28 protein-coding genes and 1 tRNA gene are annotated in these 26,547 nt (G+C 54.9%); 9 read left to right on the top strand and 20 right to left on the bottom strand.

Going from position 1 to position 26,547, the window contains the following annotated elements; translation table 11 throughout:
- Window positions 1–33 precede the first annotated feature (33 nt).
- From hslU to K0H81_RS01940, 4 genes are all read left to right on the top strand, one after another.
- Entirely contained in the window at window positions 34–1,359 is a 1,326-nt protein-coding gene (gene hslU / locus K0H81_RS01955; protein ID WP_011864180.1) for an ATP-dependent protease ATPase subunit HslU, read from the top strand.
- A 76-nt stretch (window positions 1,360–1,435) separates the two neighbouring features.
- Window positions 1,436–1,831: a gamma-butyrobetaine hydroxylase family protein gene (locus K0H81_RS01950; protein ID WP_220059699.1), complete on the top strand. Its 396-nt coding sequence runs from the start codon at window positions 1,436–1,438 to the stop codon at window positions 1,829–1,831.
- Window positions 1,832–1,844: 13 nt separating this feature from the next.
- Complete coding sequence (locus K0H81_RS01945; RefSeq protein WP_220059698.1) at window positions 1,845–2,279, top strand: DUF3859 domain-containing protein; 435 nt, start codon at window positions 1,845–1,847, stop codon at window positions 2,277–2,279.
- A 95-nt stretch (window positions 2,280–2,374) separates the two neighbouring features.
- Window positions 2,375–3,241 (top strand): AraC family transcriptional regulator, encoded by an 867-nt coding sequence (locus K0H81_RS01940; protein ID WP_220059697.1) that lies wholly within the window; start codon window positions 2,375–2,377, stop codon window positions 3,239–3,241.
- Between the two features lie 124 nt (window positions 3,242–3,365).
- Here the strand turns inward: K0H81_RS01940 and cyoE are convergent, their stop codons facing one another.
- From cyoE to K0H81_RS01905, 7 genes are all read right to left on the bottom strand, one after another.
- Window positions 3,366–4,292 (bottom strand): heme o synthase, encoded by a 927-nt coding sequence (gene cyoE / locus K0H81_RS01935; RefSeq protein ID WP_220059696.1) that lies wholly within the window; start codon window positions 4,290–4,292, stop codon window positions 3,366–3,368.
- Between the two features lie 10 nt (window positions 4,293–4,302).
- Window positions 4,303–4,629, bottom strand: a complete 327-nt coding sequence (gene cyoD, locus K0H81_RS01930) for a cytochrome o ubiquinol oxidase subunit IV (RefSeq protein WP_220059695.1) — start codon at window positions 4,627–4,629, stop codon at window positions 4,303–4,305.
- Window positions 4,626–5,252 (bottom strand): cytochrome o ubiquinol oxidase subunit III, encoded by a 627-nt coding sequence (cyoC, locus tag K0H81_RS01925; RefSeq protein ID WP_220059694.1) that lies wholly within the window; start codon window positions 5,250–5,252, stop codon window positions 4,626–4,628. The genes cyoD and cyoC overlap by 4 nt, the downstream gene beginning before the upstream one ends.
- Window positions 5,249–7,237, bottom strand: coding sequence for a cytochrome o ubiquinol oxidase subunit I (gene cyoB / locus K0H81_RS01920; protein ID WP_220059693.1), 1,989 nt, complete (start codon window positions 7,235–7,237; stop codon window positions 5,249–5,251). The genes cyoC and cyoB overlap by 4 nt, the downstream gene beginning before the upstream one ends.
- Entirely contained in the window at window positions 7,237–8,187 is a 951-nt protein-coding gene (cyoA, locus tag K0H81_RS01915) for a ubiquinol oxidase subunit II (protein ID WP_220059692.1), read from the bottom strand. Before cyoA ends, cyoB begins: the two co-directional genes overlap by 1 nt.
- A gap of 140 nt (window positions 8,188–8,327) precedes the next feature.
- A complete protein-coding gene (locus K0H81_RS01910) occupies window positions 8,328–8,726 on the bottom strand; it encodes a hypothetical protein (RefSeq protein WP_041406303.1) in 399 nt (132 codons plus the stop codon).
- Window positions 8,727–9,570: 844 nt separating this feature from the next.
- Window positions 9,571–9,661: transfer RNA gene (locus tag K0H81_RS01905), tRNA-Ser, on the bottom strand.
- 189 nt (window positions 9,662–9,850) lie between these two features.
- On the opposite strand from K0H81_RS01905, the gene K0H81_RS20300 reads away from it, so the two are divergent.
- Window positions 9,851–10,342, top strand: a complete 492-nt coding sequence (locus K0H81_RS20300; RefSeq protein WP_011864170.1) for a type IV pilin protein — start codon at window positions 9,851–9,853, stop codon at window positions 10,340–10,342.
- Between the two features lie 11 nt (window positions 10,343–10,353).
- Here the strand turns inward: K0H81_RS20300 and yjjG are convergent, their stop codons facing one another.
- Window positions 10,354–11,031, bottom strand: a complete 678-nt coding sequence (gene yjjG, locus K0H81_RS01895) for a pyrimidine 5'-nucleotidase (protein ID WP_220059691.1) — start codon at window positions 11,029–11,031, stop codon at window positions 10,354–10,356.
- Window positions 11,032–11,193: 162 nt separating this feature from the next.
- On the opposite strand from yjjG, the gene K0H81_RS20215 reads away from it, so the two are divergent.
- Both K0H81_RS20215 and lepB read left to right on the top strand, forming a co-directional pair.
- Window positions 11,194–11,325, top strand: a complete 132-nt coding sequence (locus K0H81_RS20215; RefSeq protein ID WP_258406157.1) for a hypothetical protein — start codon at window positions 11,194–11,196, stop codon at window positions 11,323–11,325.
- A 251-nt stretch (window positions 11,326–11,576) separates the two neighbouring features.
- Window positions 11,577–12,170: a signal peptidase I gene (lepB, locus tag K0H81_RS01885; protein WP_434086880.1), complete on the top strand. Its 594-nt coding sequence runs from the start codon at window positions 11,577–11,579 to the stop codon at window positions 12,168–12,170.
- A 29-nt stretch (window positions 12,171–12,199) separates the two neighbouring features.
- Here lepB and K0H81_RS01880 read toward each other — a convergent pair whose 3' ends face one another.
- The gene (locus tag K0H81_RS01880) at window positions 12,200–12,664 is read right to left on the bottom strand and encodes a hypothetical protein (protein WP_220059690.1); all 465 of its coding nucleotides are present in this window, start codon (window positions 12,662–12,664) and stop codon (window positions 12,200–12,202) included.
- 179 nt (window positions 12,665–12,843) lie between these two features.
- Here K0H81_RS01880 and ubiD point away from each other — a divergent pair, with 179 nt between their 5' ends.
- Window positions 12,844–14,325 carry a 4-hydroxy-3-polyprenylbenzoate decarboxylase gene (gene ubiD, locus K0H81_RS01875; RefSeq protein ID WP_144200074.1) on the top strand — a complete coding sequence of 494 codons (1,482 nt, stop codon included), beginning with the start codon at window positions 12,844–12,846 and terminating at the stop codon, window positions 14,323–14,325.
- A gap of 134 nt (window positions 14,326–14,459) precedes the next feature.
- Window positions 14,460–15,158 (top strand): NAD(P)H-flavin reductase, encoded by a 699-nt coding sequence (fre, locus tag K0H81_RS01870; RefSeq protein ID WP_220059689.1) that lies wholly within the window; start codon window positions 14,460–14,462, stop codon window positions 15,156–15,158.
- Between the two features lie 69 nt (window positions 15,159–15,227).
- On the opposite strand, the gene K0H81_RS01865 is transcribed toward fre, so the two are convergent.
- The 11 genes from K0H81_RS01865 to K0H81_RS01815 all read right to left on the bottom strand — a co-directional run bounded on the left by K0H81_RS01865 (window position 15,228) and on the right by K0H81_RS01815 (window position 26,227).
- On the bottom strand, window positions 15,228–16,508 hold the full coding sequence (locus tag K0H81_RS01865; protein ID WP_220059688.1) for a winged helix-turn-helix domain-containing protein: 1,281 nt from the start codon (window positions 16,506–16,508) through the stop codon (window positions 15,228–15,230).
- Window positions 16,509–16,688: 180 nt separating this feature from the next.
- Window positions 16,689–17,537: an ABC transporter permease gene (locus K0H81_RS01860; RefSeq protein WP_258406361.1), complete on the bottom strand. Its 849-nt coding sequence runs from the start codon at window positions 17,535–17,537 to the stop codon at window positions 16,689–16,691.
- A complete protein-coding gene (locus tag K0H81_RS01855) occupies window positions 17,537–18,466 on the bottom strand; it encodes an ABC transporter ATP-binding protein (RefSeq protein ID WP_220059686.1) in 930 nt (309 codons plus the stop codon). The genes K0H81_RS01860 and K0H81_RS01855 overlap by 1 nt, the downstream gene beginning before the upstream one ends.
- Window positions 18,463–19,734, bottom strand: coding sequence for a nitrous oxide reductase family maturation protein NosD (gene nosD / locus K0H81_RS01850; protein WP_258406360.1), 1,272 nt, complete (start codon window positions 19,732–19,734; stop codon window positions 18,463–18,465). The genes K0H81_RS01855 and nosD overlap by 4 nt, the downstream gene beginning before the upstream one ends.
- A 97-nt stretch (window positions 19,735–19,831) precedes the next feature.
- Window positions 19,832–20,320, bottom strand: a complete 489-nt coding sequence (locus K0H81_RS01845) for a nitrous oxide reductase accessory protein NosL (protein ID WP_220059684.1) — start codon at window positions 20,318–20,320, stop codon at window positions 19,832–19,834.
- Window positions 20,321–20,374: 54 nt separating this feature from the next.
- On the bottom strand, window positions 20,375–21,322 hold the full coding sequence (gene nrfD / locus K0H81_RS01840; RefSeq protein WP_220059683.1) for an NrfD/PsrC family molybdoenzyme membrane anchor subunit: 948 nt from the start codon (window positions 21,320–21,322) through the stop codon (window positions 20,375–20,377).
- Between the two features lie 2 nt (window positions 21,323–21,324).
- Window positions 21,325–22,029: a 4Fe-4S dicluster domain-containing protein gene (locus K0H81_RS01835; RefSeq protein ID WP_220059682.1), complete on the bottom strand. Its 705-nt coding sequence runs from the start codon at window positions 22,027–22,029 to the stop codon at window positions 21,325–21,327.
- Between the two features lie 60 nt (window positions 22,030–22,089).
- Entirely contained in the window at window positions 22,090–22,782 is a 693-nt protein-coding gene (locus K0H81_RS01830; protein WP_220059681.1) for a tetratricopeptide repeat protein, read from the bottom strand.
- Between the two features lie 28 nt (window positions 22,783–22,810).
- Window positions 22,811–23,596 carry an FKBP-type peptidyl-prolyl cis-trans isomerase gene (locus tag K0H81_RS01825; RefSeq protein ID WP_258406155.1) on the bottom strand — a complete coding sequence of 262 codons (786 nt, stop codon included), beginning with the start codon at window positions 23,594–23,596 and terminating at the stop codon, window positions 22,811–22,813.
- Window positions 23,597–23,680: 84 nt separating this feature from the next.
- Window positions 23,681–24,106, bottom strand: coding sequence for a rhodanese-like domain-containing protein (locus K0H81_RS01820; RefSeq protein ID WP_220059679.1), 426 nt, complete (start codon window positions 24,104–24,106; stop codon window positions 23,681–23,683).
- 81 nt (window positions 24,107–24,187) lie between these two features.
- Complete coding sequence (locus K0H81_RS01815; protein ID WP_220059678.1) at window positions 24,188–26,227, bottom strand: cytochrome c3 family protein; 2,040 nt, start codon at window positions 26,225–26,227, stop codon at window positions 24,188–24,190.
- Window positions 26,228–26,547 lie beyond the last annotated feature (320 nt).

Raw genomic sequence — 26,547 nt, 5'->3', positions numbered from 1 at the left:
CAAACGTATGCACCCAAGCATTAAGGGATACTTATGTCTGAGATGACTCCACGCGAGATTGTTCACGAGCTGGACAGCCACATCATAGGCCAGCAAAACGCCAAGCGTTCGGTCGCTATCGCCCTGCGTAACCGCTGGCGTCGTATGCAGCTAGATGCCGCGCTGCGCCAAGAAGTCACCCCAAAAAACATTCTGATGATAGGCCCCACGGGTGTAGGTAAGACAGAGATCGCCCGCCGTCTGGCCAAGCTAGCCAAGGCGCCTTTCATCAAGGTCGAAGCCACTAAGTTTACCGAAGTCGGTTACGTGGGTAAGGAGGTCGAGCAGATCATCCGTGACCTCACCGACGCCGCCGTCAAGCTGACCCGCGAAGAGCAGATGGCCAAGTGTAAGTTCAGAGCCGAAGAAGCGGCCGAAGAGCGTATTCTCGATGCCCTGCTACCTAAACCCAAGGAAGACTGGGACACTGAGAAGAAAGATGACACCGGCACTCGTCAGGTGTTCCGCAAGAAGCTACGCGAAGGCCAGCTGGACGACAAAGAGATCGAGATCGATATCGCCGCGCCTCAGGTAGGCATAGAGATCATGTCGCCACCCGGCATGGAAGAGATGACCAGCCAGCTCCAGAGCATGTTCCAAAACATGGGCCCTGGCGCCAGCAAGCGTCGCAAGATGACCATCAAGGAAGCCTATAAGCTGTTGATCGAAGAGGAAGCCGCCAAGCTGGTGAACCCTGACGATCTTAAAGAGCAGGCGATCGAACTGGTCGAGCAACACGGCATCGTCTTCCTAGATGAGATCGACAAGATCTGTAAGCGTGGCGACACCTCAGGCCCAGACGTCTCTCGCGAAGGGGTTCAGCGCGACCTACTGCCTCTGGTGGAAGGCTGCACGGTGAACACCAAGCACGGCATGGTCAAGACAGACCATATCCTGTTTATCGCCTCGGGCGCGTTCCAGATGTCTAAACCATCGGATCTCATCCCCGAGTTGCAGGGCCGTCTGCCAATCCGCGTCGAGCTGGAAGCCCTGTCTGCCAACGACTTTAAACGCATCCTCACCGAGCCCCATGCCTCGCTCACCGAGCAGTATGTGGCATTGATGGCCACCGAAGGCGTTAAGGTCGAGTTTAGCGAGTCGGGTATCGAGCGCATCGCTCAAGCTGCCTGGCAGGTGAACGAGCGCACCGAAAATATCGGTGCCCGCCGCCTGCATACAGTGATGGAGCGCCTGATGGAAGATCTCTCCTTCGAGGCCTCGGACAAGTCAGGCAGCACGACTGTGATCGATGCCGACTATGTCAACGCTCACCTGGAGAACTTGGTACAGGACGAAGATCTCAGCCGCTTCATCCTGTAAACTTAAAGGGCCCGTCAGTTCCCCTGCGGGCCCTCTTTTTTAACCAGGGATACCCTCCCACGAATAGGCGAAGCATATGACCCCCCAAAGCGATACGCCCAAGGTCACAGGGCTCAAACTCAAGCGCAAGTCGCGCCAGCTGGAGATAAGTTTCGACAACGGCCAGCAATTTACCTTGAGCTGCGAACTCCTAAGGGTCTACTCCCCCTCGGCCGAGGTCCATGGTCACGGCAATCCCGTGCTGGTCACCCACAAGAAGAACGTCAATATCAACGCCATCACCCCTGTAGGCAACTATGCGGTCAAGCTGGTGTTCGACGACGGCCACGACACAGGCCTCTACTCCTGGAAGGTGCTCTATGATCTGGCCACCAATCAGGTAGATCTGTGGGAGAACTATCTGGCCAGGCTGCGCGCCGCCAAGGCCAGCCGTGAGCCGCTGATCGACATGGCCGTGAAGTATCACACCTAACGCCTAGCCTCCTTTGTCTAAGCTCAAAGCCGATGTCACCATACTACAGGCCGGACTCTTCAGCCGCTGGGATGAAGAGAGCCCGGATCTGCCCAAGTTTCTCAAGGCCACGGTCCATGTGCCGGCAGAGATCGACATAGAATTTGGCTTCATCGCCCGTATCCGTAAGGCAAAGAATCAAAGGCTTAGCTACTGTATCTATCATCCCCATATTCCAGACCAGCAGGGCAATGTTCGCCCGCCCTTCGAGGGTGAGCTGTTTGTCGAGTCCAACGACTGGAAGTTCTATCTGGGTGACACCATCTGGGCGCCCGAACATGACAAGGTGGGCAGGTGGCGCATGACACTATCCCTGGGTAACAAGGTGGTTGCCGAGAAGACCTTTCATGTGCATCTTAACGATGAGGAGAGTCAGGTGGCCAACTTTTGGAAACGCAGGGGCTTTTAAGCACAAATGCTCGGCCAATTGCCATTGAGCAATATGAGTCAGGCAAAGCAAGCCCTCTCATCGCACAATGGCCGCTCACTTGAAAAGGGATGCATATGAACCGAGCAGCGCACCAGGCCTACAGTCAACGAATCCAGACGGTTTGTGACTATATCGCGAAACATCTGGACCAGCCCCTGACGCTGGAACAACTGAGCCAGAAGGCGCACTTCTCCAAGTATCATTTTCATCGCCAGTTTCAGGTGTATACCGGCATAACCTTAGGTAAATACATCAGCCTGCTCAGGCTGAAGCGGGCCTCATACCGATTGGTGTTTCATCCCGAACTCAAGATCACCGACATCGCCCTCGATGCCGGGTTTGAGAACGGCGAATCCTTCTCGCGAGCCTTTAAGCAGGTATTTGCCCAGACCCCTACCCAGTTCAGGTTAACCCCTAAGTGGGAGCAATGGAGTCAACAATATGCCAAGGTGAACTATACAAGGAGAGAAACTGTGCAGATCAAACTCACGCAAAGAGACGATATCAAAGTCGCCGTGCTGGAACACCAAGGCAGCCCGGCCGCACTGAACGACTCGATTCAACAATTTATCAACTGGCGTAAGCAGAGCGGCGAATCCCCTGTGGCCAGCAGCCTGACCCTGGGCGTGCCCTTTAACGACCCCAACACGGTAGCGCCCGAGGCGTTTCGTTTCGACATCTGTGGCTCGGTAACGGCCGAGGTCAAGGCCAACGACTTTGGGGTGATCACTAAGACGATCCCCGGCGGTCGCTGCGCCGTGATCCGCCACCAGGGGCCGCACGATCAGATGGACGATAAGATCTATCAGTTCTACCGCGACTGGCTGCCCCAGAGCGGCGAGGAGCTGAGGGACTTTCCTCTCTACTTCGAGTACCACAACTTCTTCCCCGAGGTCGCGGAGCATGAGCTGGTAACAGAGATCTATTTTTCACTGAAATAGCTGTCTGTGAAAGTCAGCCATACAAGATGTCAGACAATAAAAAAGGCGACCCTGATGGGTCGCCTTTTGCTTTCTTATAACCCTGCGACTAACGCTGCAGATAGCGCAACTGCTAGCGCAACTTCTAGCCCAACATGGCCAGCAGCGGCACCTGATCGGCCACCTGAAAGTCCAGCGCCATGGTGAGGCTCAAAATAGCTATGGTCAGTATCGAGAAACCGAACACCTGGCGCGACCAACGCAGCAGGTTCACATCGCTGCGATAGCCTTTCAGCGCCATCAGTAGCCACCAGAAGCTGGTCACGCAACTCACCGCCATAAAGCCCACCCCGGTATAACCCGCCAGGGGTAGCAGGGTTGATACCAGGGCGAACAGAGCAATGTAGAAGACGATATGCAGCTTGGCCTTCTCTACGCCTTGGGCCACGGGCAGCACAGGAATATTGGCCGCCTCATAGTCCTTAAAGCGAAAGATGGCGATGGCATAGGAGTGCGGCATCTGCCACAGGCTGAACATGGCCAGCAGGATCAACGCAGCGCCATCTATCCTGCCGGTCACGGCGCAGTAACCCACCACGGGCGGCAAGGCGCCCGAGAGGCTACCGACCAGGGTGCCATAGACGGAGTTACGCTTCATATAGAGGCTGTAGAGCCCCACGTAAACCAGGTAACCGAAGGCGGCAAACAGCAAGGCCGCCAGGTTGGTAAACCAGCCCAGCAGGCCAAAGCCGAGTACGCCCAGGGCTATGCCTAAGCCAAGTACCTGCTTAAGTGAGATAGCGCCGGTCACCGTTGCCCTACGGCAGGTGCGCTGCATCTTGGCGTCGATATCCCGGTCGATATAGTTGTTGATGGCGCAGCCTGAGGCCACCACCAGAGAGAGCCCCACCAGCGTCGCCAGCATCAAGACGGCATCGACCTCCCCCCTGGCGGCCAAGAGAAACCCGCCCACCACGGCGATGAGGTTTCCCATGATAATCCCGGGTTTGGTCACCTGAAGATAAGCCCCCAAGGGCGCGGCCACCTGAGTTGAGGTCGAATGCCTAATCATGCAGCATCTCCTACATCATGAGGTCGTTGGCGGCGTAGATGATCCACACCGACAGGCCAACCACCATGACAATCACCAGGGCAGTAAACATAAACGACAGGGTATTCACCTTGCCTTCCTTGGAAAAATCCAGGTGCAAGAAATACTTAAGATGCACCAGAATCTGCACCACGGCCAACACCAGCACTATGACCAGGGTGGTCGAGGTCTCCAGACTGTGAGTCATCACCGCCCAGAAGGGAATGCCGGTCAACACCACAGAGAGCAGGAAGCCGGTAAGATAGGACTTGATGCTGGCGGCCAGATCGTCCTGACCATGGGTAGTGGCTTGGCTCATAATAAGACCCCCATCAGATAAACCACGGTGAACACGCAGATCCAGACGATGTCCAGGAAATGCCAGAACAGGCTGAGGCAGTTCAGGCGAGTCAGGGTGCGTCCGCCCGTGCTGCGCTTAACCACCTCAAGCATCATGATCGCCATCCACACCAGGCCGGCACTCACGTGCAGACCATGCATGCCCACCAGGGCAAAGAAGGCGGAGAGGAAGGCGCTACGCTGTGGGCCATTGCCCTCGAGGATCAGGTGATGAAACTCGTTCACCTCCATGCCGATAAACACACAGCCTAGGGCGAAGGTCACCGCCAACCAGGCCAGGGTCGCCCCCTTGTGATGACGCTTGGCAAAGATCAACGCCAGACCATAGGTGATACTACTGAGCAGCAGCGCCGCGGTTTCAATCAGGACAAAGTCCAACTCGAAGATATCCTTGCCCGACACGCCGCCGTCTGTGTTCATGTAGAGCACGGCATAGGTAGCGAAGGCCGAGGCAAACAGGATGCAGTCGGTCATCAGGTAGATCCAGAAGCCCAGCAAGGTGTTCTCGCCGGTATCATGGTGCTCCTCATGTAGGGTCTCGACCTGGGTAACACTCAGGTCAGCTGGGATAGCAATACTCATATCTGCCCCTTAGATAATTTGTTCAGGTGTGCGGTTTCGATACGCTTAACCTCATCGCCCTGCACGTAGTAGTCGGTGTCTGTGTCGTAGGCTCGCATCAGGAAGACGATGAAGGCGCCCAGGAAACCTGCGATGGCTAGCCAGAGGATGTGCCAGATGGCGGCAAAGCCGGCGGCGGTGATCCCAAGGGCCATCCAAACCCCATGGCCTGTATTCTTCGGCATGTGGATCGGCTTGTAGCTCTCCTGCATCTGATAGGCCTGGCCCTGCTCCTTGGCATGGGTGAAGGCGTCGATATCGACGACCTGAGGCAAACGGGCAAAGTTATAGAACTGAGGTGGCGAGGCGGTCGACCACTCAAGGGTGTGACCATTCCAAGGGTCGCCGGTGGTGTCGCGGTTCTGCTCACGATCGCGGATACTCACGTACAGCTGAACGAACTGCAGCACAATGCCGACGAAGATGATGCAGGCACCGACCGCCGCCAGATAGATCCAGAAGTTCCAGTCAGGGTTATCTGTCTGATTGAGACGACGTGTCATGCCGAGGAAGCCCAGCACATACAGCGGCATGAAGGCGACATAGAAGCCCACCTGCCAGCACCAGAATGCCGCCTTACCCAGACGTTCGTTGAGGTGGAAACCGGTCGCCTTAGGGAACCAGAAGGCAAAGCCTGCCAGGTAGCCAAACACGGCGCCGCCTATGATGGTGTTATGGAAATGCGCGATCAAGAACAAGCTGTTGTGTAGCACATAGTCGGCGCCGGGCACCGCCAGCAACACACCTGTCATGCCGCCTATGGTGAAGGTCACCATGAAGCCCAGGGTCCAGAGCACGGGCACCGTTAGCTTCAGGCGTCCGCGGTAAATGGTAAACAGCCAGTTAAACAGCTTCACCCCGGTCGGCACGGCAATCACCATGGTCATCACCCCGAAGAAGGCGTTGACGTTGGCACTCGAGCCCATGGTAAAGAAGTGATGCAACCAGACGATGAAGCCCAGAATTGAGATGGCGCCGCTGGCCCAAACCATAGACTTGTAACCAAACAGACGCTTGGCGGTGAAGGTTGAGATCACCTCGGAGAAGATACCGAAGGCCGGCAGGATCAGGATATACACCTCTGGGTGTCCCCAAGCCCAGAACAGGTTGATATACATCATGGCATTACCACCGCCTTCGTTGGTGAAGAAGTGGAAATCCATGTATCTGTCCAGGGTCAGCATGGCCAGCACAGCCGTCAGGATCGGGAACGAGGCGACGATCAGTATGTTGGCCCAGGTACAGGTCCAGGTGAAGATCGGCATCTGCATCAACTTCATGCCCGGCGCGCGCATCTTAAGCACAGTCACCAGGAAGTTGACCCCGGTGAGGGTGGTCCCTATGCCGGAGATCTGCAGCGCCCAGATATAGTAATCGACCCCAACCCCGGGACTGAAGGCCAGCTCAGACAGCGGCGGATAGGCCACCCAACCTGTCTTGGCGAACTCACCCACCCCAAGAGAGATGTTGATCAGCACGGCGCCGGAGGCGGTCAACCAGAAACTGAGGTTATTCAGAAACGGAAAGGCAACGTCGCGCGCGCCTATCTGCAGCGGTAACACCAGGTTCATCAGGCCAATCATGAAGGGCATCGCCATGAAGATGATCATGATGACGCCATGGGCGGTGAAGATCTGGTCATAGTGCTCGGGCGGCAGGTAGCCGGCGGCGCCATTGGTGGCCATGGCCTGTTGAGTGCGCATCATGATGGCATCGGAGAAGCCACGGATCAGCATGACGAAGGCCAGCAGGATATACATGATCCCCAGGCGTTTATGGTCGACCGAGGTCAGCCAGTCGCGCCACAGAGGGCCCCATTTCTTATGCTTGGTGATCAGGGCCGCGATAACAAGGCCTATCACGGCGACCGCAGCCAGGGTCACCATGATGATGGGTTCGTGGAAGGGAACCGCATCCAGTGTTAATTTTCCAAGAAAAGACGACATTAGTGTTCGCCTCCCGTCGTGTTAGATGACTCAGATGCATGCACCTGCTCGTGTGACTGCCCGTGTAAAGTGACGGCCGGCATCGCCATGCCCTCATGGGCAGGCATCTGGTGGTGATGCATGTACTGCATAACGATCTGCTCAAACAGGCCGTCACTGACCGAGGCGTAGTAGCTCACGGGATTATTGCTGCTCTCTTTCGCCAGTTCGCGATAACTCTCTGGGCCGAGCGCCGCGCCTTCGCGCTTCACCTTGGCAACCCAGGCGTTGAAATCGTCGCGGGTAGGCGTCGCGATGGCATTAAATTTCATGCCGGTAAAGCCCGCGCCACTGTAGTTGGCCGAGATCCCCTTGTAGGTACCTGGCTCGTTGGCGATCAGATGCAGCTTAGTGGTCATGCCCGCCATGGAGTAGATCTGGCTACCCAGCTGGGGAATGAAGAAGGAGTTCATGGCCGTGTCGGAACTGATCTTAAAGTTCACCGGCACATTGGCAGGAAACGCCAGCTCGTTGACCGAGGCGATGCCCTGCTCAGGATAGATAAACAACCACTTCCAGTTGAGTGACACCACCTCGACGGTGATCGGCTCGGCCTCATGCTCCAGCGGTTGATAAGGGTCCAGCTTATGGGTCGAATGCCAGGTGATCACACCCAGAATGCCGACAATGACGATAGGCACACACCAGACCACCAATTCGATCGTCTTAGAGTGCGCCCACTTAGGTGCATAGATTTCATGATCGCGACCGTCGCGATACTTCCAGGCGAAGTACAAGGTCATGACGATCACAGGGATCACCACGATCAACATCAACAAGGTGGCAATCACGATCAACTGCTTCTCATCGATCCCCACCTGTCCCTTTGGATCGAGTACGCCACCTTCACAGCCTGCCAACATCAGCGCCGCCATGGCACAGCTTGCTTTGGCAAAGTTTCGAATTAACACAAGGAATATTCCTCTAACCCTAGTTTATGAGATTGCCAAATGGGCTTGGCAAGGGTATCCGGGCCAGCAAGGGGCAAGCATAGAGCGCAAAATAGGGCTCAAGCTGCGAAAATTAAGCGGCTAAGGATACTTAAAGTATTTTATAAACAGAGTGTTAGGCTTGGAGGGGCGCGACAGCCGTGAGCGTCATGTTCGACGCTCTTAAGATCGCATGTCAGCAGTGGGTAGCCTGGCCCTTGGGAAGCCAGGAGGCAAAACAGCTGATAAGCGATGAAACAGAGACAGAGATATGGATAGATGAACAGCGGGCTGATGAACACAGGCCCCATCATGGAGAGATCGAAGGACTCCCAAAGCAGCCAGTCTGACAACAGCTGCATCAGCTCACGGCTATCTAAATAGCTGGAGATCACCACGGAGAGGCAATAGCAGAGCAACAGCAGGCTTAACAGATAGGCCAACTGTTTCTGATGACTAATTGCCAGCCGGGCGAGGTCACGCTGTGCGTCGGCCAGAAAATGACTAGGAGTAGGTTTCAATAGATCAGTCCAAAATTGGAATGCGATCGACAGCAATTGAAAAAATGCGAATCATTTACACTGTATTTTTATGCCGCGGGAGCATAGCAAAAAGCGCTCGGTAAAAGAAAGCGGGAATCCAGCCTGATGTTTAAAATTTATTCAAATTAGCGATAAAAACGCCACATTTAACAATTTTTAAACCTTAAAAACACCAAAACCGATCACAAAAGCCGGTAATTTTGTGAGCCACAAGCCCATTAGCGCCTACTTATCTACTCGTAAGTTCCCAGCAAAACCGGCCCGATTTTCCCCGATTGACAGCCACTTGCCTATTCACGTTGGCGAATAATTATGCAGCACATATGCAACTGAGGTTGGGTTAGACTGAATTAAAGCAAGGAAAGAAGCACTAGGGTTAACCCCCAGGCACAGATGCCGATGGGCTAGCAAAATGGAATCGATAGGAAGCCAAACCTAAATATTAGGAACCCTAGGTTCAAAGTGCTTATGTTTGCTTAGTCGCTTAGGTAGAACTTAGCTAGCGCTAGAACAAAAAAGGGCTAGAACGAAAAAGGGCTAGAACGAAAAAGGGCTTCCATTTCTGGAAGCCCTTTCTCTTAATGTGATAGAGAGATAGCCAGATTTAAATATTAGGAACCCGGCTATGACTCAAATGCTATATGCTAGATAGCACAAAGCCCGCTATAAATCGGGCTTTGTTAATGAGGCTGAGGGATAACCAGATCTAAATATTAGGAACCCTGGGTTCAAAATGCTTTTGTTTGCTTAGTCGCTTAGATAAAACTTAACTAGCGCTAGAACGAAAAAGGGCTTCCATTTCTGGAAGCCCTTTTTCTTAATGTGGCGGAGAGATAGGGATTTGAACCCTAGACGGGCTATAAACCCGTGCCGGTTTTCAAGACCGGTGCATTCGACCACTCTGCCATCTCTCCGAACGCCGAGAATAGTAAGGAAATGGACTTTAAATGTAAAGCCTAAATTTCACTAACTGAGCAACAAATAATCCATTAAGGCATTTTTCGATGACAAATGCGTTAAAAACAACCTTTTCGGACCTATTTTAAGGATCAAATGCCTGCTCAGGGTGTAGTATAGGCACAAAGCCAACCCCAGGTAGCAAGATGAAACGTAACGGATTTACCCTGATTGAACTTGTCATCACTGTCATCATACTCGGCATTCTTGCCACCATTGCCCTGCCACGTTTCATCAATATCCAGTCCGATGCCCGCATCGCCGCCCTACAGGGACTCAAGAGCGAGATGAGCGGCACCCTGCCCCTGGTGTTTACCAAGGCGAGTCTGGAAAACCTGCAGACACAGGCCAGCACAAACATAAGCCTCAACGGCGATCAGGTAGAGCTCGCCTATGGTTACCCGGCCGCCGACTCGGCCCACGCATGGGATCTCCTGCTCGAGGCCAGCTTTGCCGATGCCGTGTTCAACGCCGATGACCCGGCCGACTGGTACTTTCACAATAACAAAGCCGAGCCCTTTATCCGCTTCATGCACCCAAGCAAGAAGTCCAGTAGTGAGAACTGCTACCTCAAATACACACAGGCCCTGAGTACTACCCAGGGCCCAAGTTTCGAGATTGTGGATTCGGGCTGTTAACCCGTTAGGCATTAGCCCTTAAGCAGCAGGTCGTGCAGCTCGGTGAGTGATGCCACCTGATAGTGCGGCGTGATCCCCTCGGGGACTGGCTGACTGGCGCGGTTGAGCCAACAGGTATCGAAGCCGGCGTTAAGCCCACCCTGAATATCCGAATGAGGATTATCTCCCACCATCAACACATGCTCTCTGGGCGGATGAGCCATCTGCGACAGTGCGTGTTCGAAGATCGCCACGTCGGGTTTAGCCACCCCCACCTCTTCCGAGATCACCACGGGCGAGAAGGCATGCAGCAAGCCGGTACGCTGTAGACGTACCGTCTGCAGGTCGGTAAAGCCATTGGTGATGATCCCCATCTTCACCTTGCCATAGAGTGCATCCACCAGCTCGGCGGCGCCAGGCAGCAGGGTGCAGATGTCGGCCATGGCCGTGAGAAACGCCGAATTAAGGTGCTCGGCGGTCACAGAAAGCTTCTCGGCCCAACGCTCAAAACGGGTCACCTGCAGGTGACGGGCGCTGATCTTGCCGTCTTGATAATCCACCCACAAAGGCAGATTAACCGTTTGATACTCTTCGAAATCGGCTAGGGTGAAATCCACACCGAAGCGCGAAAACATCAACTGTAATCCTTTAAAGGCGTCGAAATGAAACAGGGTTTCATCGGCGTCAAATAATATCCACTGGTACTTCATTCTCTCTCCATGGGTATGGCCTTAGGACAACAGGCAGCACTATATCAATGCCGAGCTCGGCAGAGCAAAAATATTTGCTTACGCTTCTGGGATAACACAGCAGGAACCACTTGGGCGATGCGGCGTCTGATGCTAAGACACTTTACTTTCCAAGGAGTTGGTATGCTAAAAAAAGTGATGCGACAAGTGAAACACCACCGCCAGTTCATTCTATTTATCGGCCTGATGCGAGGGCCTGTTGATCTTTCAGGTTTAATTTTTGTTCAATCTCACCGCGTTATGCTCAAGGCGTAAGCAATGAAGCATAGTTATACTATGGCAATTGCGAACAACACTGAGCAGGGCGCGTTGAGATGAACCCTTTGGGCAGCGCTTGCAGGCCATTTCTACGGCGTTGTCGCCAGTTTGTGTAGAATAACTACACGGTACAGGCTCCGCCTTGTATCAATAACCTGCAAACTGCTGCAAAAACAAACAGGAAAGGTCAACAGACCCTAATATTTCGTAGCGCGGTGGCCGACTGGAACCATGTGCCCAGCGGCTCCATGCTGCCCACCATAGTGCAGGGCGACCGCATACTGGTGAACAAGATGGCCTACGATCTGCGCCTGCCCTTCACCCATGTCAGCCTGATGAAGCTGGCCGACCCGGAGCGTGGCGACATAATCACCTTCGACTCGGCCAAGGCCGACAAGAAGCTGGTCAAACGCATCATAGGCCTGCCTGGCGACACTCTGGCGATGCGCAACAACCGCCTCTATCTTAACGGCGTGGCCCTCAACTATCGCACCGAGCCACTGGCACTTACAGAGAATACCGAAAAAGCCTTTTGCCAAGGGAAAGAAGCCCTTAGCGATGGACAAAGAGCCTTTAGCGTTTGGCAAGAGGCCCTGCCCGGCAAATCCCACGCCATCAGGCTGAATGACCAGCCCTCGAGGCTGGCCAATTTCGGCCCGGTAACTGTCCCCGAGGGGCACTACCTGGCGCTTGGGGATAATCGCGACGCCAGCGCCGACTCACGCGTCATCGGCTTCGTTCCACGCGAAGAGATCACCGGCAAGGCCCACAGGGTCGCCTTCTCCAACGATCCCGAGCACTACTATTGGTTTAGAAGCGAGCGCTGGCTGCAGCCCATCTAATCGCTAATAGAGAAGCAACAGAGTGACAGCTACTTAAGCTTGACGTAGCTGTCGCTATTCCAGTCGTAGATATATTCCACCCCTTGCCATTCATATACAGTTCTGCCCTCTTTCACCCTCACCCTGGCATTAGCTGGCAGGCTCTTAATGGCATCGCTCTGGGTAAAACTTGTGGTGACTTGCTGCGGCGGTGCGATGGGTTTCGGCTTGCGGTATTTGCGCGGCTGGTAACGATAGGGGTAACGCCAGCCATCACGCCAATAGCCATAGCTGCCATGGCGCCAGTAGGGAAAGCCAGTGCCTATGCCAATACGCCAGCGCCAGGGATCATAGAAGTCTCTGTCCCAGTCGGGGCGATACTCCCAATCTGGGTCCACGCCAAAATCAGGATCTATCTCAAATTCATCGTCTATCTTGAGCGCCCAGGCAGAGTTAGACACGGGCGGCAAGGCGCCGAGCCAGAGCACGCTCGCCAGGAGCAATAAAGGTTTCATATCGGGCTTCATCTTGCCACCTCACTCTCAAGGGGTTTATCGCATCTTACCCTTAATTATACCCCCTGAAAATCTTGTCATGCCGGGGTCGCAAAGCCGACGCAAGCTATTTGGGAATAGCGCCCATAAATGGTATAGTGCGCGCCATATCACATTTTTCTCAACGCGAGTATTTCCAAATGAGTTTTAAGGATTTACGCAGTTTTATCGATCACCTCGAAGCCAATGGCGAACTTAAGCGTATCGCCCACCCTGTCGATCCCCATCTGGAGATGACAGAGATCGCCGATCGTGTGCTGAGAGCCAAGGGCCCGGCGCTGCTGTTTGAAAATCCTGTCGGCAAGACAATGCCTGTGCTGGCCAACTTGTTTGGCACCCCAAAACGCGTTGCCATGGCCCTGGGCAAGGAAGATCCCCTCGCCCTGCGCGATGTGGGTGAGCTGCTGGCCTTCCTCAAGGAACCTGAACCGCCACGCGGCTTTAAAGATGCCATCTCCAAGATCCCTATGTTCAAGCAGGCGCTGAACATGCCGCCCAAGACGGTGCGCAACGCCCCTTGCCAGGAGGTGGTGGTCAGCGGCGATGAGGTGGATCTCACCAAGCTGCCTATTCAGCACTGCTGGCCTGGCGACGTGGCTCCGCTGGTGACCTGGGGACTGACCATTACCAAGGGCCCGAGGCAGAAGCGACAAAACTTAGGTATCTACCGCCAGCAGCTACTAGGCAAGAACAAGCTGATCATGCGCTGGCTGGATCATCGCGGCGGCGCACTGGACTTCAAAGACTTCAAAGAGCAGCATCCGGGCGAACGTTACCCGGTTGTGGTGGCGCTGGGCGCCGACCCCGTGACCATCTTAGGCGCCGTGACGCCTGTGCCCGACGCCATGAGCGAATACGCCTTTGCCGGCCTGCTGCGCGGCGAGCGCACCGAAGTATGTAAAGCGCTGAGCTGCGATCTCGAGGTGCCCGCCACCAGCGAGATCATCCTCGAAGGTTATATCGAACCGGGCGAGATGGCCGAAGAGGGCCCCTACGGGGATCACACGGGTTACTACAACGAAACCGACGAGTTCCCCGTGTTCACAGTGACCCATGTGAGCCATAGGCGCGACGCCATCTACCACAGCACCTATACCGGCAGGCCACCCGATGAGCCCGCCATGCTGGGGGTGGCACTGAACGAGGTATTCGTGCCTATCTTGCGTAAGCAATACCCAGAGATCGTCGACTTCTATCTGCCGCCAGAAGGCTGCTCCTATCGCATGGCGGTGATCTCCATCCGCAAGCAATATCCAGGGCACGCCAAGCGGGTGATGATGGGCGCCTGGTCCTTCCTGCGCCAGTTTATGTACACCAAGTTCATCATCATAGTGGATGAGGATGTCAACTGCCGCGACTGGAACGATGTTATCTGGGCGATCACCACCCGGATGGATCCAAAGCGCGATACCGTCATGATAGACAACACCCCTATCGACTACCTGGATTTCGCCTCTCCTGTGGCCGGACTCGGCTCCAAGATGGGGATGGATGCCACCAACAAGTGGGAAGGGGAAACCAACCGCGAGTGGGGCACCCCCATCGTCATGGACGAAGCGGTCAAACAGAGAATCGATGCGATCTGGGATGACCTGGGCATAGACGATGCCCCGACACTATAATCAATATCAGGCGTAAACTAATCGTCTGAATTTTAAAAATAAATCAAAGAAGTTAACCCTTTGAATACCTGAACAATTTAATCGGGTATTCAGAGGTGCTAAACCTCCACAGAGAGGGTCTGAAAGGAAAACCAATGAACACCATACGCTGTAAAGTTGAACATGTTACCGCCTTTAATGATGCCGTCTATCAGGTAGCATTAACCCCAGAAACCAGCTTCGAATTTAAGGCTGGTCAGTACCTTTGCGTCGTAATGGGTGAAAAAGATAAACGTCCCTTCTCTATCGCCTCGGCGCCGGGTAGCGAGCAGATTGAGCTGCACATTGGCGCGGCCGTCAGCGAAAGCTACCCCATGCAGGTGGTCGAACGTTTACAGCAGAGCGAATATATCGACATCGAGGCGCCGGGCGGCGAAGCCTTCCTGCGCAGCGACAGCCACAGACCACGACTGCTGATCGCAGGTGGCACTGGCTTCTCTTACATCAAGAGTATCGTCGAGCAGGCGATCGCCCTGGATCAGAAAGTCGAAACCACCCTCTACTGGGGCTGTCGTAACCAGAATGCCATGTACTATGAATCGCTGGCGCGCCAGTGGCACCAGGATCACCCCTGGCTACATTTCGTGCCCGTGGTAGAAGAGTCGACGCCAGATTGGCAGGGTAAGACGGCCAATCTGTTGGCCCAAATCAAGCAAGACTATGTCAGCCTCAACGGCTACGACATCTATATCGCCGGTCGTTTCGACATGGTCGGCGCCGCCCGAGAAGTCTTCCGCGAGATAGGCGTCGAAGAGGAACACCTCTACGGCGACGCCTTCGCCTTCATCAAGTAAATCTCATCTGCGCTTAGCCCTGGTCCGCGAGGCCGGGGCTAACTTGATTCAAGCCCTAACACGATTCGGCTAAAGCGCTACCTTCTCATATTTGGTCCAGGCCACCAGGCTGCCCAGCAGAGGCACCACCCACACCGCCGTGCCGTTGTCGGCATGGACCCGCATATAAAACAGCTCCTCATCGCGAATGTTGTGCTTGCGGATCTCGCGATAGAAATGCATCGCCGAGGCGCTCACCACATCGGGCATGATGAGATCTTTCTGCCTCACCTTCACATGAAACACGTCCACATCCAGTTGCCCCAGCTTCTGGCGATACTGCTCGAACTCGCCGCGGATCTGATACTTAATCGGCGTGGTTAGACAGTCCTGATCCGTGATACAGGCGCGGGAGTAAAACTTGCCGCCGAGGGGCTGCTCATACACCAGAGAGATCCCTATGTCGGCGCGCACCAACAACTCGTCGGCCACGGGAAAATAGACATCACCATTGTAGTGGTGTTCCACCAGGTCACCGCCAGCTTCGCCAGGCGGGATAAGGATGCGGTTATAGCGAATCCGCTCCTCCATCCGCTTACTCAGCTCGACAAATTCCACCATGTTGAGCCCCGCCGGGGTAAGATCGATCGCCGTCAGGTTGACTATCTTGTCCCGGCGACACTCGCCGCGCTCATCCAGATCGCAGAGCGCCATCGAATAATGGTTGCCATCGGTAAAGGCAAAGCCGCCAAAATTGTTAAACCCTTGGATGCTATTGCTCTCAGGTGCGATATGCTTCTGCCACATGGAAGGGTGCAGGCTATCTACCCCCTTAGGATTAATCAGCGTCACGGGCCGGGTGGTACCACCAATATTAAGATTGATCTCATGATCCGAGGCCCATCTGGCCGCATGCTTCATCACCTGGTGATAATCACTCTGATACCAGAGGGTCGACACTATCCCCAGCAAGATCAAAATGCCGCTGACCTTAACCATAAGGGAGACATCGATGAGCGCATCTTTGATCGAGCCCGCATCGCTTACCGCCAACATGGTCACATGGGATTTAGGCGATACATGGAGCTGATAGCCACGCCGGGCTATGGTCTTTAACTGTATCTCTGGAAAGGGTTCCAGCTTCTTGCGCAGGGTGCTGATGCATTGAGTCAGCGAGGTTGCCGCCACCACACGATCGGGCCAACCCACGGCAATCAAGGCCTCCTTGTCGCAGATGGCATCGGGCTGCGAAAGCAGGTGAGCCAATACCGCCGACTCGGAAAAGCTCAGCCCTATCGTGGCGCCACAGGTACGATCGTGTAGTTGGTGCGCCTCATCATCGAACTCAAGATATGGCGTAATTTTTAACACCTGACACCTCAATAATTCCTAACCGTTAATTAGAAATATCTTATTGTTATCTTTCGCATTTTATTAACATTCGCCAAAAATTACCGTGACTACTCACTCAAATCCCAGGCCAGGATCTCAGGCCAGGACTCAGAGTGTGAACTAGCGCCCAAATCCCGGCTCTCTAGAAAATGCCAAGGGTTATACCAGCTTGTGAATAAACACGCGTCGCGTCCAATAGAGCAGCAACAGGAGCCAGGCAACACCAGCACTTAGCAGCAGCGGCAGGCTCCACTCATACTCGGCCAGCAGGTCTAAACTGCCCAGCGGGGCACTCGCGCCGAGCATATTGATGGCGCGGTAGAGATCGGTCGGATTCAATAGAATAAGCAGGTTCACCAACCACTGGCTGGCATAGCCAAGATCCGCCACCAGGAGCAGCAACAGCAATAGATCATAGATAAGCACCAGGGCGAACCAGAGGGCTAACAGACTGCCGACGGCCCTGGCCTTCTCCGCCGACTTCAGGCTGACTAGATAGCTGATGAGGATGAAGCTCACCGCCAGCAGGCAGCTGCTGACGATCAGCAGCGCGAATGACGATAGAATCTCGCCCCAGGGCTCACCTCGGCCAAACAGAATCAGCATGGCGGCGCTGCTAGCATAGCTACTGGCGATGGCGGTAAAGATCACCCCGCCATGGGCCAGTAACTTGCCGACCAGGATCTGCGACTTGCTCACGGGATAGGTGAGCAACAGCTGCAGGGTGCCTGCCTCCTCCTCACCCACGAAGGCATCGTAGCTAAGCAAGATGGCCGCCAGCGGAATGATAAATACCGAGATGGTGGTCAAGGAGGCCACTACACTGCTCAGGCTCGGCAGCGACAGTGTGCCGCTCACGGCACTACCGGCAAAGGTCATACAAAGGGCCAGCAGCCAGAAGATGGCAAACACCACCATGACCCAGCGATTGCGCACGCTATCCTTCATCTCCTTGGTGGCGATCACCCTAATAAGCTGGAGACTCGGCCGTTTTACTGAGGTCGACATCATAGCTCTCCCGAGGTAAGGCTGAGCCCCAGCTCGCTCATCACCTGCATCTGCGCCATCTTGGCATGGTACACCTGGGCCAGATCAGGAAGTGCCACCTTCATATCAAACAGCTGGCATTCTAGGGTCAGGTACTTCATCAACACCTCGCGTTGTGAGACGGGGCAAATCAGCTCGCCATCTCGATAAAAAGATTGTAATAGGGGGTGGGTCTCGACCAGGCGAGCCAGGGCCGGATGGGCCATGCGCACACCCAGGTCGCAACTAAGCACCAGCTCATCCAGGGTGCCGAAGGCGAGCCTCTTGCCCCGTCCCAGCACTAAGGCCAAGTCCAGCTGCGGTTCCACCAGCTGTAACTCGTGGGTACAGACGATGGCCGTGCAGCCCTGAGCGGTCAGCTGCTTAAGCTTGTGATAGATAAATTGAGACGCCTGGGGATCCAGCCCCACGGTCGGCTCATCCAGCAAGAGCAGCCTGGGCCGCGCCAGTATTGCCTGTGCAAATCCCAGGCGCTGTTTCATCCCCTTGGAGTAGCCCTTAACCGCCTTGTGCTGCGCATAACCCAGGCCAAACTCTTCCAGCAGAGGGACGACCGTGCGGGCTGAGACCCCTTTAAGTGCGGCGAAGTAACTCAGCACCTCATGGCCGGTCAACTTATCGTAAAAACTGATATTTTCCGGCAGGTAGCCGATATCGGTCGAGGCGGCCTTCGATGCCTGTCTCTGGGTCAGCCCCAGCACACTCACCTCCCCAAAGCAGGGATTAAGCAGTCCTAAGATCATCTTGATAAGGGTCGACTTACCCGCGCCGTTATGACCCAGCAGCGCCATCAACTTGCCCCCGGGCAGAGAGAAGCTGAGATCGTTCAAGGCGCGCAGCTCATCGAAATAGTGACTCACCTGCTTAAAGCTCACCGCCATCTGACTCATAATGCCTCCCAGGCGGCGGGGCCAAGATGAGGTGGCGGCGTCATCACGGGATGACTGTCGACCACGCCGACCGAATGTTCGCCTTGCAGCTGGCTATCCAACCACTTCAATAATTTCACTAGGGGACTCTCCATCAAAAACTTCGCCTCCGGGTACAGCCAAAACAGGCGATCTAAACTGTCATTGGGCAGATGTTGACCATCGCCGATACCATCACCATCGAGATCCCAGCCCCGATAATCGCTCCAATAATTTCCCCGCCCCTGAAGACTCCACTCCACTCGCGTCTCTCCCACATAACGCACCTGGGTGGCATTGGCCAGAAACTGGTTTTGATAGACAAGATTGTCCTCGCCGCCGAGCGCCATGGCGATGCCGATCTGATTACCTGCGATATAGTTACCGCTGATCTGATTGCGTTTGGCGCCGTAGACAAACAGCCCCTTGCCCTCGCTAAAGAGATCCCCGGCGACACTATTGGACATCTGGGTGGCCTCGATCTGATTAGCCTGGATCTCGGCGTCATGGGTAAGATTAAGCAGCACGCCAAACTCCTTAGCCTCGCGCACGCGATTAAACACCAAGCGTATTCCCTCTGAGTTCATCAGGGCATAGCCGCCACTGACCCGGCAGGCCAGGTTATCCATGGCCTCATCCTGCTTGGTATACATATAGTGCAGGCCATACTGTAGCTCAGAGAGATGATTGCCATAGACACGGCTACCGACGCCAGACTCCAGGTAGATGCCATCGCGCACCGTTTTGATGCGATTGCCGCTGACATGGGGATAGTTCACCTTCAGCAGATGAATGCCATCACCACGATCCAACAAGAAGGCCTCGGCCTCCCCCTCAATCTGATTGTCCTTTAGCTTAAGGTCGCTCACCTCGCTGGCGTAGATACCAAAGCCCGGGCCACTGAGCTCATTGGCGACAATGGTCACCTCGTTGGCGCCAGGCAGCAGACGAATGGCAGCATCTTTCTCATAGAGATCCCGCCCCCAGTTGCGTATCGTCAGCCGGGTAAGGGTCACGCCGGACACGCTGACTACCAGCGCCGAACCTGCGCCTTGGGCATCTATGACGGCGCCGGATTCACCTCGCAGGGTCAGCGGCTGTTCGACCTCGAAACGCCCTATATAACGCCCAGGCAACAGCCGTATCTCGGTGCCACTTGGTGCAGATGCCAGCGCCGTGCGCAGCGCCTCGCTATCAGCAACATTTATGATCTGAGGCCCACTGGCCGCCAGCACTAATTGAGGTGCCAAGCAAAGGCCTAGACTCAAGGCCAGCACCAGGCACTGTCTTAGTCGTCGCCAAAACCTTAGCGATAACCAGAGTGACTGCCCGAGCATCAGGCGTCGCCTATTTTGCCGACAGCAGCTCAAGGGTGATCTCGTCATATTCAAATACCGCGCCGCCATACTGCTGGGCGAAGGCCTCGGCCGCAGCCAGAGTGGAGAAAGGCGCCACGGCAACGCCCATCACCGCCTTGCGGTTTGAGCCATAGACATACCAGGCTTTTGTAGCATCGATAAAATGCTCATCCTCTGGATGCTGCCAATCGGTCGCCGCCATATCGTGTACCCAGAGCGCCTCGACCTGACGGCGATTCTCGGGTTGCAGGGCAAACATAAACATATCCCGGGTAGAGCAGAACTTGGGCTGGATCTCGTTACCCTTAAGATCCAGGCTGCCCTTAGGGCCTGGGTATTGCTTCACCATCATGCCGCACATGTGGCAGCGCTCGTGGTTGCCTATCACTAAGCCGTCGTGGCTATGGGTATCGCTCTCGGCGGCGCCACAACCCGAGATAAACAAGGCGCTGATAAAGATGAAGATAAAGGCTCTCATTATGACTCCTAAGCTGGAAAGCAGCCCCTGTCATACAGGGGCTGAGCAAGATGGTCAGATGGCAAAGTTCTGACCGGCGTAAAGGATAAACATCCGCAGGCACATCATGCCGCTCACGGCGCATAGGCCAGAGAGGTAGAAGGCCTGAGAGGAATGGCTAAAGCGCTCGCCGGTGGCGAAGTTCAGCAGCAAGGGGCCGCCGAATCCCACACCCACGACACCCAACCAGAACACCATGGACCAGCTGCCTGTGTGGAAGGCCTCGAAGGCGCTCTGGGCACCGGCGTTACCAGTTACCAACGACATGATGATCATGAAGAGGAACAGGGCTTCGGCAAACATGATGGGCCACTCGGCGCCGTGCAGAATCTGCATGTCGCTGCTGTGTCTGTCTTCCTTAAACAGCCCCACCGCCAGCATCTTGGCCGCCGCAGCGCCGGCCGACAGGCCAGAGGCCACAAATAAGGCCGGCAACACAGAGGTGTTGATGATGGGGAAGCGGATCAGCGCCGAGATCAAGAAGCCTGTGTAGGCACATACCGCCAGCGCCAGCACCAGCACCAGGGCCTCGCCGCTACGACGCCAGGGTCTGAGCTTGTCGATCAAGGGTAGCAGCGGCGCCAGCATAGGCAGGCGACGTATCTCCTCCTCAAGCGCAAACAGGGCAATCAGGGCCACCAGCGGAATATAGGCTGACAGGGCGATCACCCCGACCGACATCACTGAGTTGAGGTTGTAGTAGACCAAGATGCGCCAGAAGAACAGCGGATTGGTCAAATCCAGCACCAGACAGAGCATGCCTAGGGCGATGGTGACGAAGGCGATCAGCGCCGATGCCTTGAGGAAGGGAGTATTGGCGCTCTGCTGCTTATAGAAGCGGATAAACAGGGCGACCGACAATGCACCGCCCGAGATACCGGCGAAGAACAGGTAAACGGCGATGGGCCAGGGCCAGGCGACCCCTTCCGAGAGGCCCATGGTAAATTCGAGTGTTCCGTCCATCTCTATACCCCCAACTTAACGATAGGTATGTAACGTAGGCTAGGCTCCGTACCCAAGTGAGCCTTGACCCGCACCGAATCCTTCACCGCCAGCAGGCGACTGACATAGGAGTTGGGGTCGTTGGCGTCGCCAAAGACCAGGGCGTCGTAGCGACACTCCTGCACGCAGGCGGGCAGCTCTCCCTTGGCCAACTTGCTCTGCAGACAGAAGTCGCAGTTGTCGGCCACATCCGTCTCGCTGTTGATATAGCGGGCGTTGTAGGGACAGGCGGCGATACAGTATTTACAGCCGGCGCATTTGCTGGCGTCCATGGTCACTATGCCCGTCTTGGGATCCCTATGGGCCGCGCCTGTGGGACACACAGACACACAAGGGGCGTTCTGACATTGCTGACAGGAGACCCGCACATACTTACGCTGACAGTCACAGTCTGTCTTGCCGCAGTGCGGACAAGCCTGCCCGGCAACGGCAGATGACTGCTGCTCCAGTACCACCCGCGAACGTCCCTCGGGCAGATTATTGGCCTTGTTACAGGCCTCCTTACAGCCGCCACACCCCACACATTTGTTTTGATCGAACACCATCACATAGTGCGGTGCGGCATCTTGCGCTGTCTGCTCCTTAACGCTGCACCCCAAGGGCGCCAACATCAAAGAGCCGGCTCCTAAGCATTTCAGGAACCTCCGTCTCTCTATATTTTCACTCACAGCATCCTCCATCCGTCGGCACGCATGCCGACCTCATTGAATCTTTCATTTTGGTGACTTTTACTCAGATGCAGTCACGGTACGGTTAGCCATCTTCTGCTCAGCGTTGACAATCGCACTGTTAATCGATGCTCGGTTTATGTTGGGGTTATCGCTGTCCAGTAACTGCCGCCAATGGACGATCGCTTGCTGAAAATCCCTATTCAGATAAGCGTGGGTCGCCATCAGCAGTAGTGACTGCACTTCCTCGGGGTCGAGCGCCAGCGCCTGGGATATCACGAGGGAAACCTCCAGGCTCATGACGCGGTTATCACGGTAATAGAGCGCCGTCGCCTTCATGCCATACAGCTCGGCGTCGGGCGCTATTGCCAGTAATTTATCTAAGGTCTCTACCGCCTCACCGTAGCGTCCCCCTTCGGTGTAGGCATTGGCCAGGTTGAGTAAGGCCAGTCTATCTAGGGGCGTGTCATCCAAGATGCGCGCATTCTTGTTGATGTCGGCGGCGATCAGGTAGTCGATGTTTTCGTCGACCTGGCCGGTATGCCAGTCGTTGAAGCGGCCCAGCAGGCCATAGAGGGTAAGTGGTATCAGCAGTAGCATGCCTGTCAGCACAATAGGTGTCAGGGTCTGCTTCCTAGCAGGGATGGTCGCATCGCCGGCTAGGGCGTTAGCCTCTTGGATGAAATAGTGGCGCCAGATGGGCGCAATAAAACAGACCAGGGTTACCGCCATGGCGAACACTAAACTATTCATAACAAGCACCTACTGCCGATAACCTAAACTAGTGGCCCATGCCCATCATGCCGCCCATGCCCATACCGCTGAGGCCCATGCCGTGAGCGTTCTCGCCGGGCGCCTCCATCTTGAGCAGCTCGACATCGAAGATCAGGGTCGAGCCAGGCGGGATCACGCCCACCACCTCCTTGCCATAAGCCAGCTCGGCAGGAATAGTCAGACGATAGGTAGAGCCCACATTCATCAGGGCGATCCCCTCTTTCCAGCCGTCGATCACCGACAGCAGGGCGAAACGGTTGGGCTCGTCGCGCTCATAAGAGTTATCAAATTCGGTGCCGTCCAGCAGCTTACCCACGTAGTGCACTGTGACCACATCAGACTCGACTGGCTTAGGGCCGTCGCCCTGTTTGATCACCTCATATTGCAAACCCGACTCGGTCACCTTGACTCCAGGTTTGGCCTGGTTGGCCGCCAGGTAGGCCTGGCCCTCGGCCTGATGCTTGCTGGCTAAGGCTTCGAGTTTGGCGGCCTTGGCGTTGTTGAGCCACTCGGCGCGGGCGTTGAGGTGAGTCAGTATCTCTTCGTTGGACATCTTGCCCTCACCCTTAAGGGCGTCGATCACTCCCTGGATCACGGTATCGACCTTGACCTGGGCGCCAAGGTCGACCTGGTTATAGATCTTGCCGGAGATGTAATGACCGACAGAGGCCCCCAATGCATAGGAGGCATCTTCGACCTCCTGGGGCGACTCGCTTGCCGTGGCAAAGAATGACCAGGTGCAGGCCAGGGCTAAGGTGGTGACACGACAAGATTTCAGTAGGTTCGCTTTCATATTCACACTCTCAATCATCTATTGCTCAAAATGCCTATTATTCAAAATACCTATTGTTCAAAAAATCAGGCAACACTCTGTTTATTATGGTTTTTCAATACTTCTACCCGACAGGCGCCAGCCATAGATGCCATCGTGCATCTGCATCACATTGGTGTAGCCCAGCTTCATCACCTGATGAGCTGCGATCTCGCTGGCATTGCAGAGGCGATTAGCGCAGTAAAACACCATGCGCGCCGCCTTATCCTCGGGCAGCAGGGTTTTCCAGTTATCGACATTGAAGTAGACGGCCCCAGGGATATAGCCCTCGGCCCACAGCTCTAAGGTGTTGACGTCGAAGAAGTAGACATCTTTCTGAGCCAGCAGGGCCTCGGCCTCGGCCAGGCTGATGGTATGCAGGCTATGCTCGTATCTGTGCGCCGGTGCCATCTCGGCGCCGCCACCCGCCTGGCTGCACAGCGGGGTTAGCCCCAGCAGCAATGCCAGTGATAGCCCTAGTTTGGATTTCATCTTCTCTCTCCTCTAATACCCGGCGCCGGAAAGGCGCCGGGTGGTTAGTGATTGACCTAGATATCTCAAGATGTCAGAGACTTAGTTGGCCTTGGCCGAATAGCCGCTGCCGTCTAAGATCTTCTGCGCCTGAGTCACATAGGTGAGGGCAGCATCGAGACGTTTCTGGCTGTAACGGAAGCCATGGACACCCCAAGAGCCGTCTTGCTTGATCAGATCCACTGTGGCCTGAGCCTTCTCGGCCAGCATCAGCACCTGAGTCTTGTCTTCGGTAGACAACTTAGTGACCTCGAGCAGCTGATCGATACGCACCAGCGCCTGCTCTACCTGACCGAAGACCTCTTTAATAGGCTTCTGCCACTTCATCACTTCACCGTAGATCTCCAGCTGATCCTTGTAGTGCAGGCCTGTCTCGAGTTCAGACTGGAACTGGCTATGACAACCCTTGTTTTCCACTACGTCGTGATCTGAGATAGAGGTGCGGGCACAAGACCACATGAGATCCAGGTAGGTGCGCCCCTCCTCATTCTTGGCCACTGTCCAGCCCTTGGCCCCCTTAGGTCCTTGGATTCTTGGCTGACCTTCTGGCGGGTTGAGTGTCTTACGCTCAGGGTCGACATCGATCTTCCACATGTGCGACTTACGCACCGCATCGAAGCCGGCCTGATCGGGGAACTGCATCGCCTTGAAGTTTTCACAGCTGCCCATGTTAGGCATGTGACAACTCTGACAGGTCTGGTTGGCGTGGGTGTCTGTGTTGCTGGCAATCACTGTCTGCGCCTCGTGGCAGTCCTTACAGTCTGTCTTCAACTTAGGCTTAGTGATGCCTGACATCCAGGTACCGTCTGTAACCTCGTGAGGATCGTGACAGGTGGTACAACGCATCCCTTTCTCGTAGTGCGCCGAGCCATACATCTGCGAGCCCTCGGTACCACAAGAAGGACAGAGCGACTTCATCTTCACGCCGAAGGCCAGCTCTGGTTTTTCCTGGGCGGCCGGGGTTTCGGCCATGGCAGGGTCGTACTGGAAGCGTTGGTGACAGCGTTCGCAGTTAGACTGCATGCCGCCTGTACCACCATCTAAGTGACCACCTGCACCGTGACACTCTTCACAGGCGATCCCTTTACTTATGGTGTGTTCCTGCAGTTTCTTAGGATCGCCCAGGGCGTCGAAGTATTCCTGCTTGGTCTTAAAGTCGAACTTAAAGGTATGGCAAACCTCACAGTAGGAACTGGCGGGTTGGAACAGCATCTCCTTACGATACTTGGCGCCATAGGAGCTCATGCCCCACTGGTGAGAGCCTGAACCGCCATAGGCTTCCAGGGTCGTTGGGAACTCAGGGATCACCGCATTGATCTTCTTGGCCATCTCGGGAGTCAGCCACTCGGCCCAGCCACGTGAGAACTGGTTGGCACCGGCCACCATCTTGCCCGTGCCATCCTTAAGCAAACCACCCTCGATATGGTATGAACCGCGCACTAACCAGGCATCGATGAAGCCATACTTGGTTCTGGGCGTACCCACGGTCGCATAGATCACATCCGGCGTGATGCCGTCGGGTAGAATAGAGGTGTCCTTAGTGCCGTACATTGTCTTGTTGAGATCGTTATCCACCTCGGGATGATCCCCGGGGAAACGGATCGTCTTGGCGTGGCGTGAACGGCTCCACTTCTCATATTGAGTCGCGTGACACTCGGCGCACTTTTCTGGGCCGACGAAGTTGTTGGGATAATCCAGAATCGACTTAGCGCCAAGGCGATACTGTACCGCTCTGGGTTTGCCCGCCTTCTTGCTGTATTCGGGGCTGTGGCCGGTGTCCAGATACTCCTCGCCCCGGTCACTGATGTGATAGTCGCCGACCAGATTGCCCGCTTCCTGATATTTGAACATAGGGTGGTTTTCAAACAGGAAATCAAACAGCTCGGCTTCTTGAACAATATAGTCTTGCAGGGTTTTAACACCATTAACCTGTTCCGTGCCCTGATAGTTTGCTATTGCCTCTTTGGCGGTCTTGCCCATCTCGGGCACGCTGTTGTATTTACCACCAGCGGCATTCACATTGGCAATGGCACCGAAACAAAATAGCGCACTTAAGGCTACCTTGTGTTTCCATCGTCTCATCATTCACTCCTAAATATTTTTAGTTTTATCTGTTTATGTTTAATTCCAAATCAGCTCATCCTTTTCGCTGGCGGGAATTAATTGGAATAAACCTAATCGTTAACCGAACGACTTATACAACTGAGCAATTTCAGTATTTTTCACAGACAAAGAAGAAAAAAGTTGAGCTGGCGCACACGGAATTTTTCGTGAGTTGTGAACAGATATAAAATCAATTTAAACAGAGGCTTAAGACGTGCTCACGTGTGATTTTTTAGTTTTAAAAGCGACATTTTTAGATCTCAAAAAAGCTCAAGTGGCTTTTTGAGTTATGAAAAATA

It is taken from the genome of Shewanella halotolerans, assembly GCF_019457535.1.
GTDB classification, from domain to species: domain Bacteria; phylum Pseudomonadota; class Gammaproteobacteria; order Enterobacterales; family Shewanellaceae; genus Shewanella; species Shewanella halotolerans.
This window is presented reverse-complemented; position numbering and strand designations above follow the sequence as displayed.

What these genes read in the sequence shown, in the direction of transcription:
- K0H81_RS01855 (WP_220059686.1), bottom strand. Translation starts at nt 18,466, where the DNA reads ATGAGTCAGATGGCGGTGAGCTTTAAGCAGGTGAGTCACTATTTCGAT.
- K0H81_RS01950 (WP_220059699.1), top strand. Translation starts at nt 1,436, where the DNA reads ATGACCCCCCAAAGCGATACGCCCAAGGTCACAGGGCTCAAACTCAAG.
- K0H81_RS01815 (WP_220059678.1), bottom strand. Translation starts at nt 26,227, where the DNA reads ATGAGACGATGGAAACACAAGGTAGCCTTAAGTGCGCTATTTTGTTTC.
- K0H81_RS01880 (WP_220059690.1), bottom strand. Translation starts at nt 12,664, where the DNA reads ATGAAACCTTTATTGCTCCTGGCGAGCGTGCTCTGGCTCGGCGCCTTG.
- K0H81_RS20215 (WP_258406157.1), top strand. Translation starts at nt 11,194, where the DNA reads ATGCTAAAAAAAGTGATGCGACAAGTGAAACACCACCGCCAGTTCATT.
- K0H81_RS01830 (WP_220059681.1), bottom strand. Translation starts at nt 22,782, where the DNA reads ATGAATAGTTTAGTGTTCGCCATGGCGGTAACCCTGGTCTGTTTTATT.
- nrfD (WP_220059683.1), bottom strand. Translation starts at nt 21,322, where the DNA reads ATGGACGGAACACTCGAATTTACCATGGGCCTCTCGGAAGGGGTCGCC.
- cyoB (WP_220059693.1), bottom strand. Translation starts at nt 7,237, where the DNA reads ATGTCGTCTTTTCTTGGAAAATTAACACTGGATGCGGTTCCCTTCCAC.
- K0H81_RS20300 (WP_011864170.1), top strand. Translation starts at nt 9,851, where the DNA reads ATGAAACGTAACGGATTTACCCTGATTGAACTTGTCATCACTGTCATC.
- cyoC (WP_220059694.1), bottom strand. Translation starts at nt 5,252, where the DNA reads ATGAGTATTGCTATCCCAGCTGACCTGAGTGTTACCCAGGTCGAGACC.
- yjjG (WP_220059691.1), bottom strand. Translation starts at nt 11,031, where the DNA reads ATGAAGTACCAGTGGATATTATTTGACGCCGATGAAACCCTGTTTCAT.
- cyoE (WP_220059696.1), bottom strand. Translation starts at nt 4,292, where the DNA reads ATGATTAGGCATTCGACCTCAACTCAGGTGGCCGCGCCCTTGGGGGCT.
- lepB (WP_434086880.1), top strand. Translation starts at nt 11,577, where the DNA reads ATGCTGCCCACCATAGTGCAGGGCGACCGCATACTGGTGAACAAGATG.
- K0H81_RS01860 (WP_258406361.1), bottom strand. Translation starts at nt 17,537, where the DNA reads ATGTCGACCTCAGTAAAACGGCCGAGTCTCCAGCTTATTAGGGTGATC.
- hslU (WP_011864180.1), top strand. Translation starts at nt 34, where the DNA reads ATGTCTGAGATGACTCCACGCGAGATTGTTCACGAGCTGGACAGCCAC.
- cyoD (WP_220059695.1), bottom strand. Translation starts at nt 4,629, where the DNA reads ATGAGCCAAGCCACTACCCATGGTCAGGACGATCTGGCCGCCAGCATC.
- K0H81_RS01940 (WP_220059697.1), top strand. Translation starts at nt 2,375, where the DNA reads ATGAACCGAGCAGCGCACCAGGCCTACAGTCAACGAATCCAGACGGTT.
- K0H81_RS01845 (WP_220059684.1), bottom strand. Translation starts at nt 20,320, where the DNA reads ATGAGAGCCTTTATCTTCATCTTTATCAGCGCCTTGTTTATCTCGGGT.
- K0H81_RS01825 (WP_258406155.1), bottom strand. Translation starts at nt 23,596, where the DNA reads ATGAAAGCGAACCTACTGAAATCTTGTCGTGTCACCACCTTAGCCCTG.
- fre (WP_220059689.1), top strand. Translation starts at nt 14,460, where the DNA reads ATGAACACCATACGCTGTAAAGTTGAACATGTTACCGCCTTTAATGAT.
- K0H81_RS01820 (WP_220059679.1), bottom strand. Translation starts at nt 24,106, where the DNA reads ATGAAATCCAAACTAGGGCTATCACTGGCATTGCTGCTGGGGCTAACC.
- ubiD (WP_144200074.1), top strand. Translation starts at nt 12,844, where the DNA reads ATGAGTTTTAAGGATTTACGCAGTTTTATCGATCACCTCGAAGCCAAT.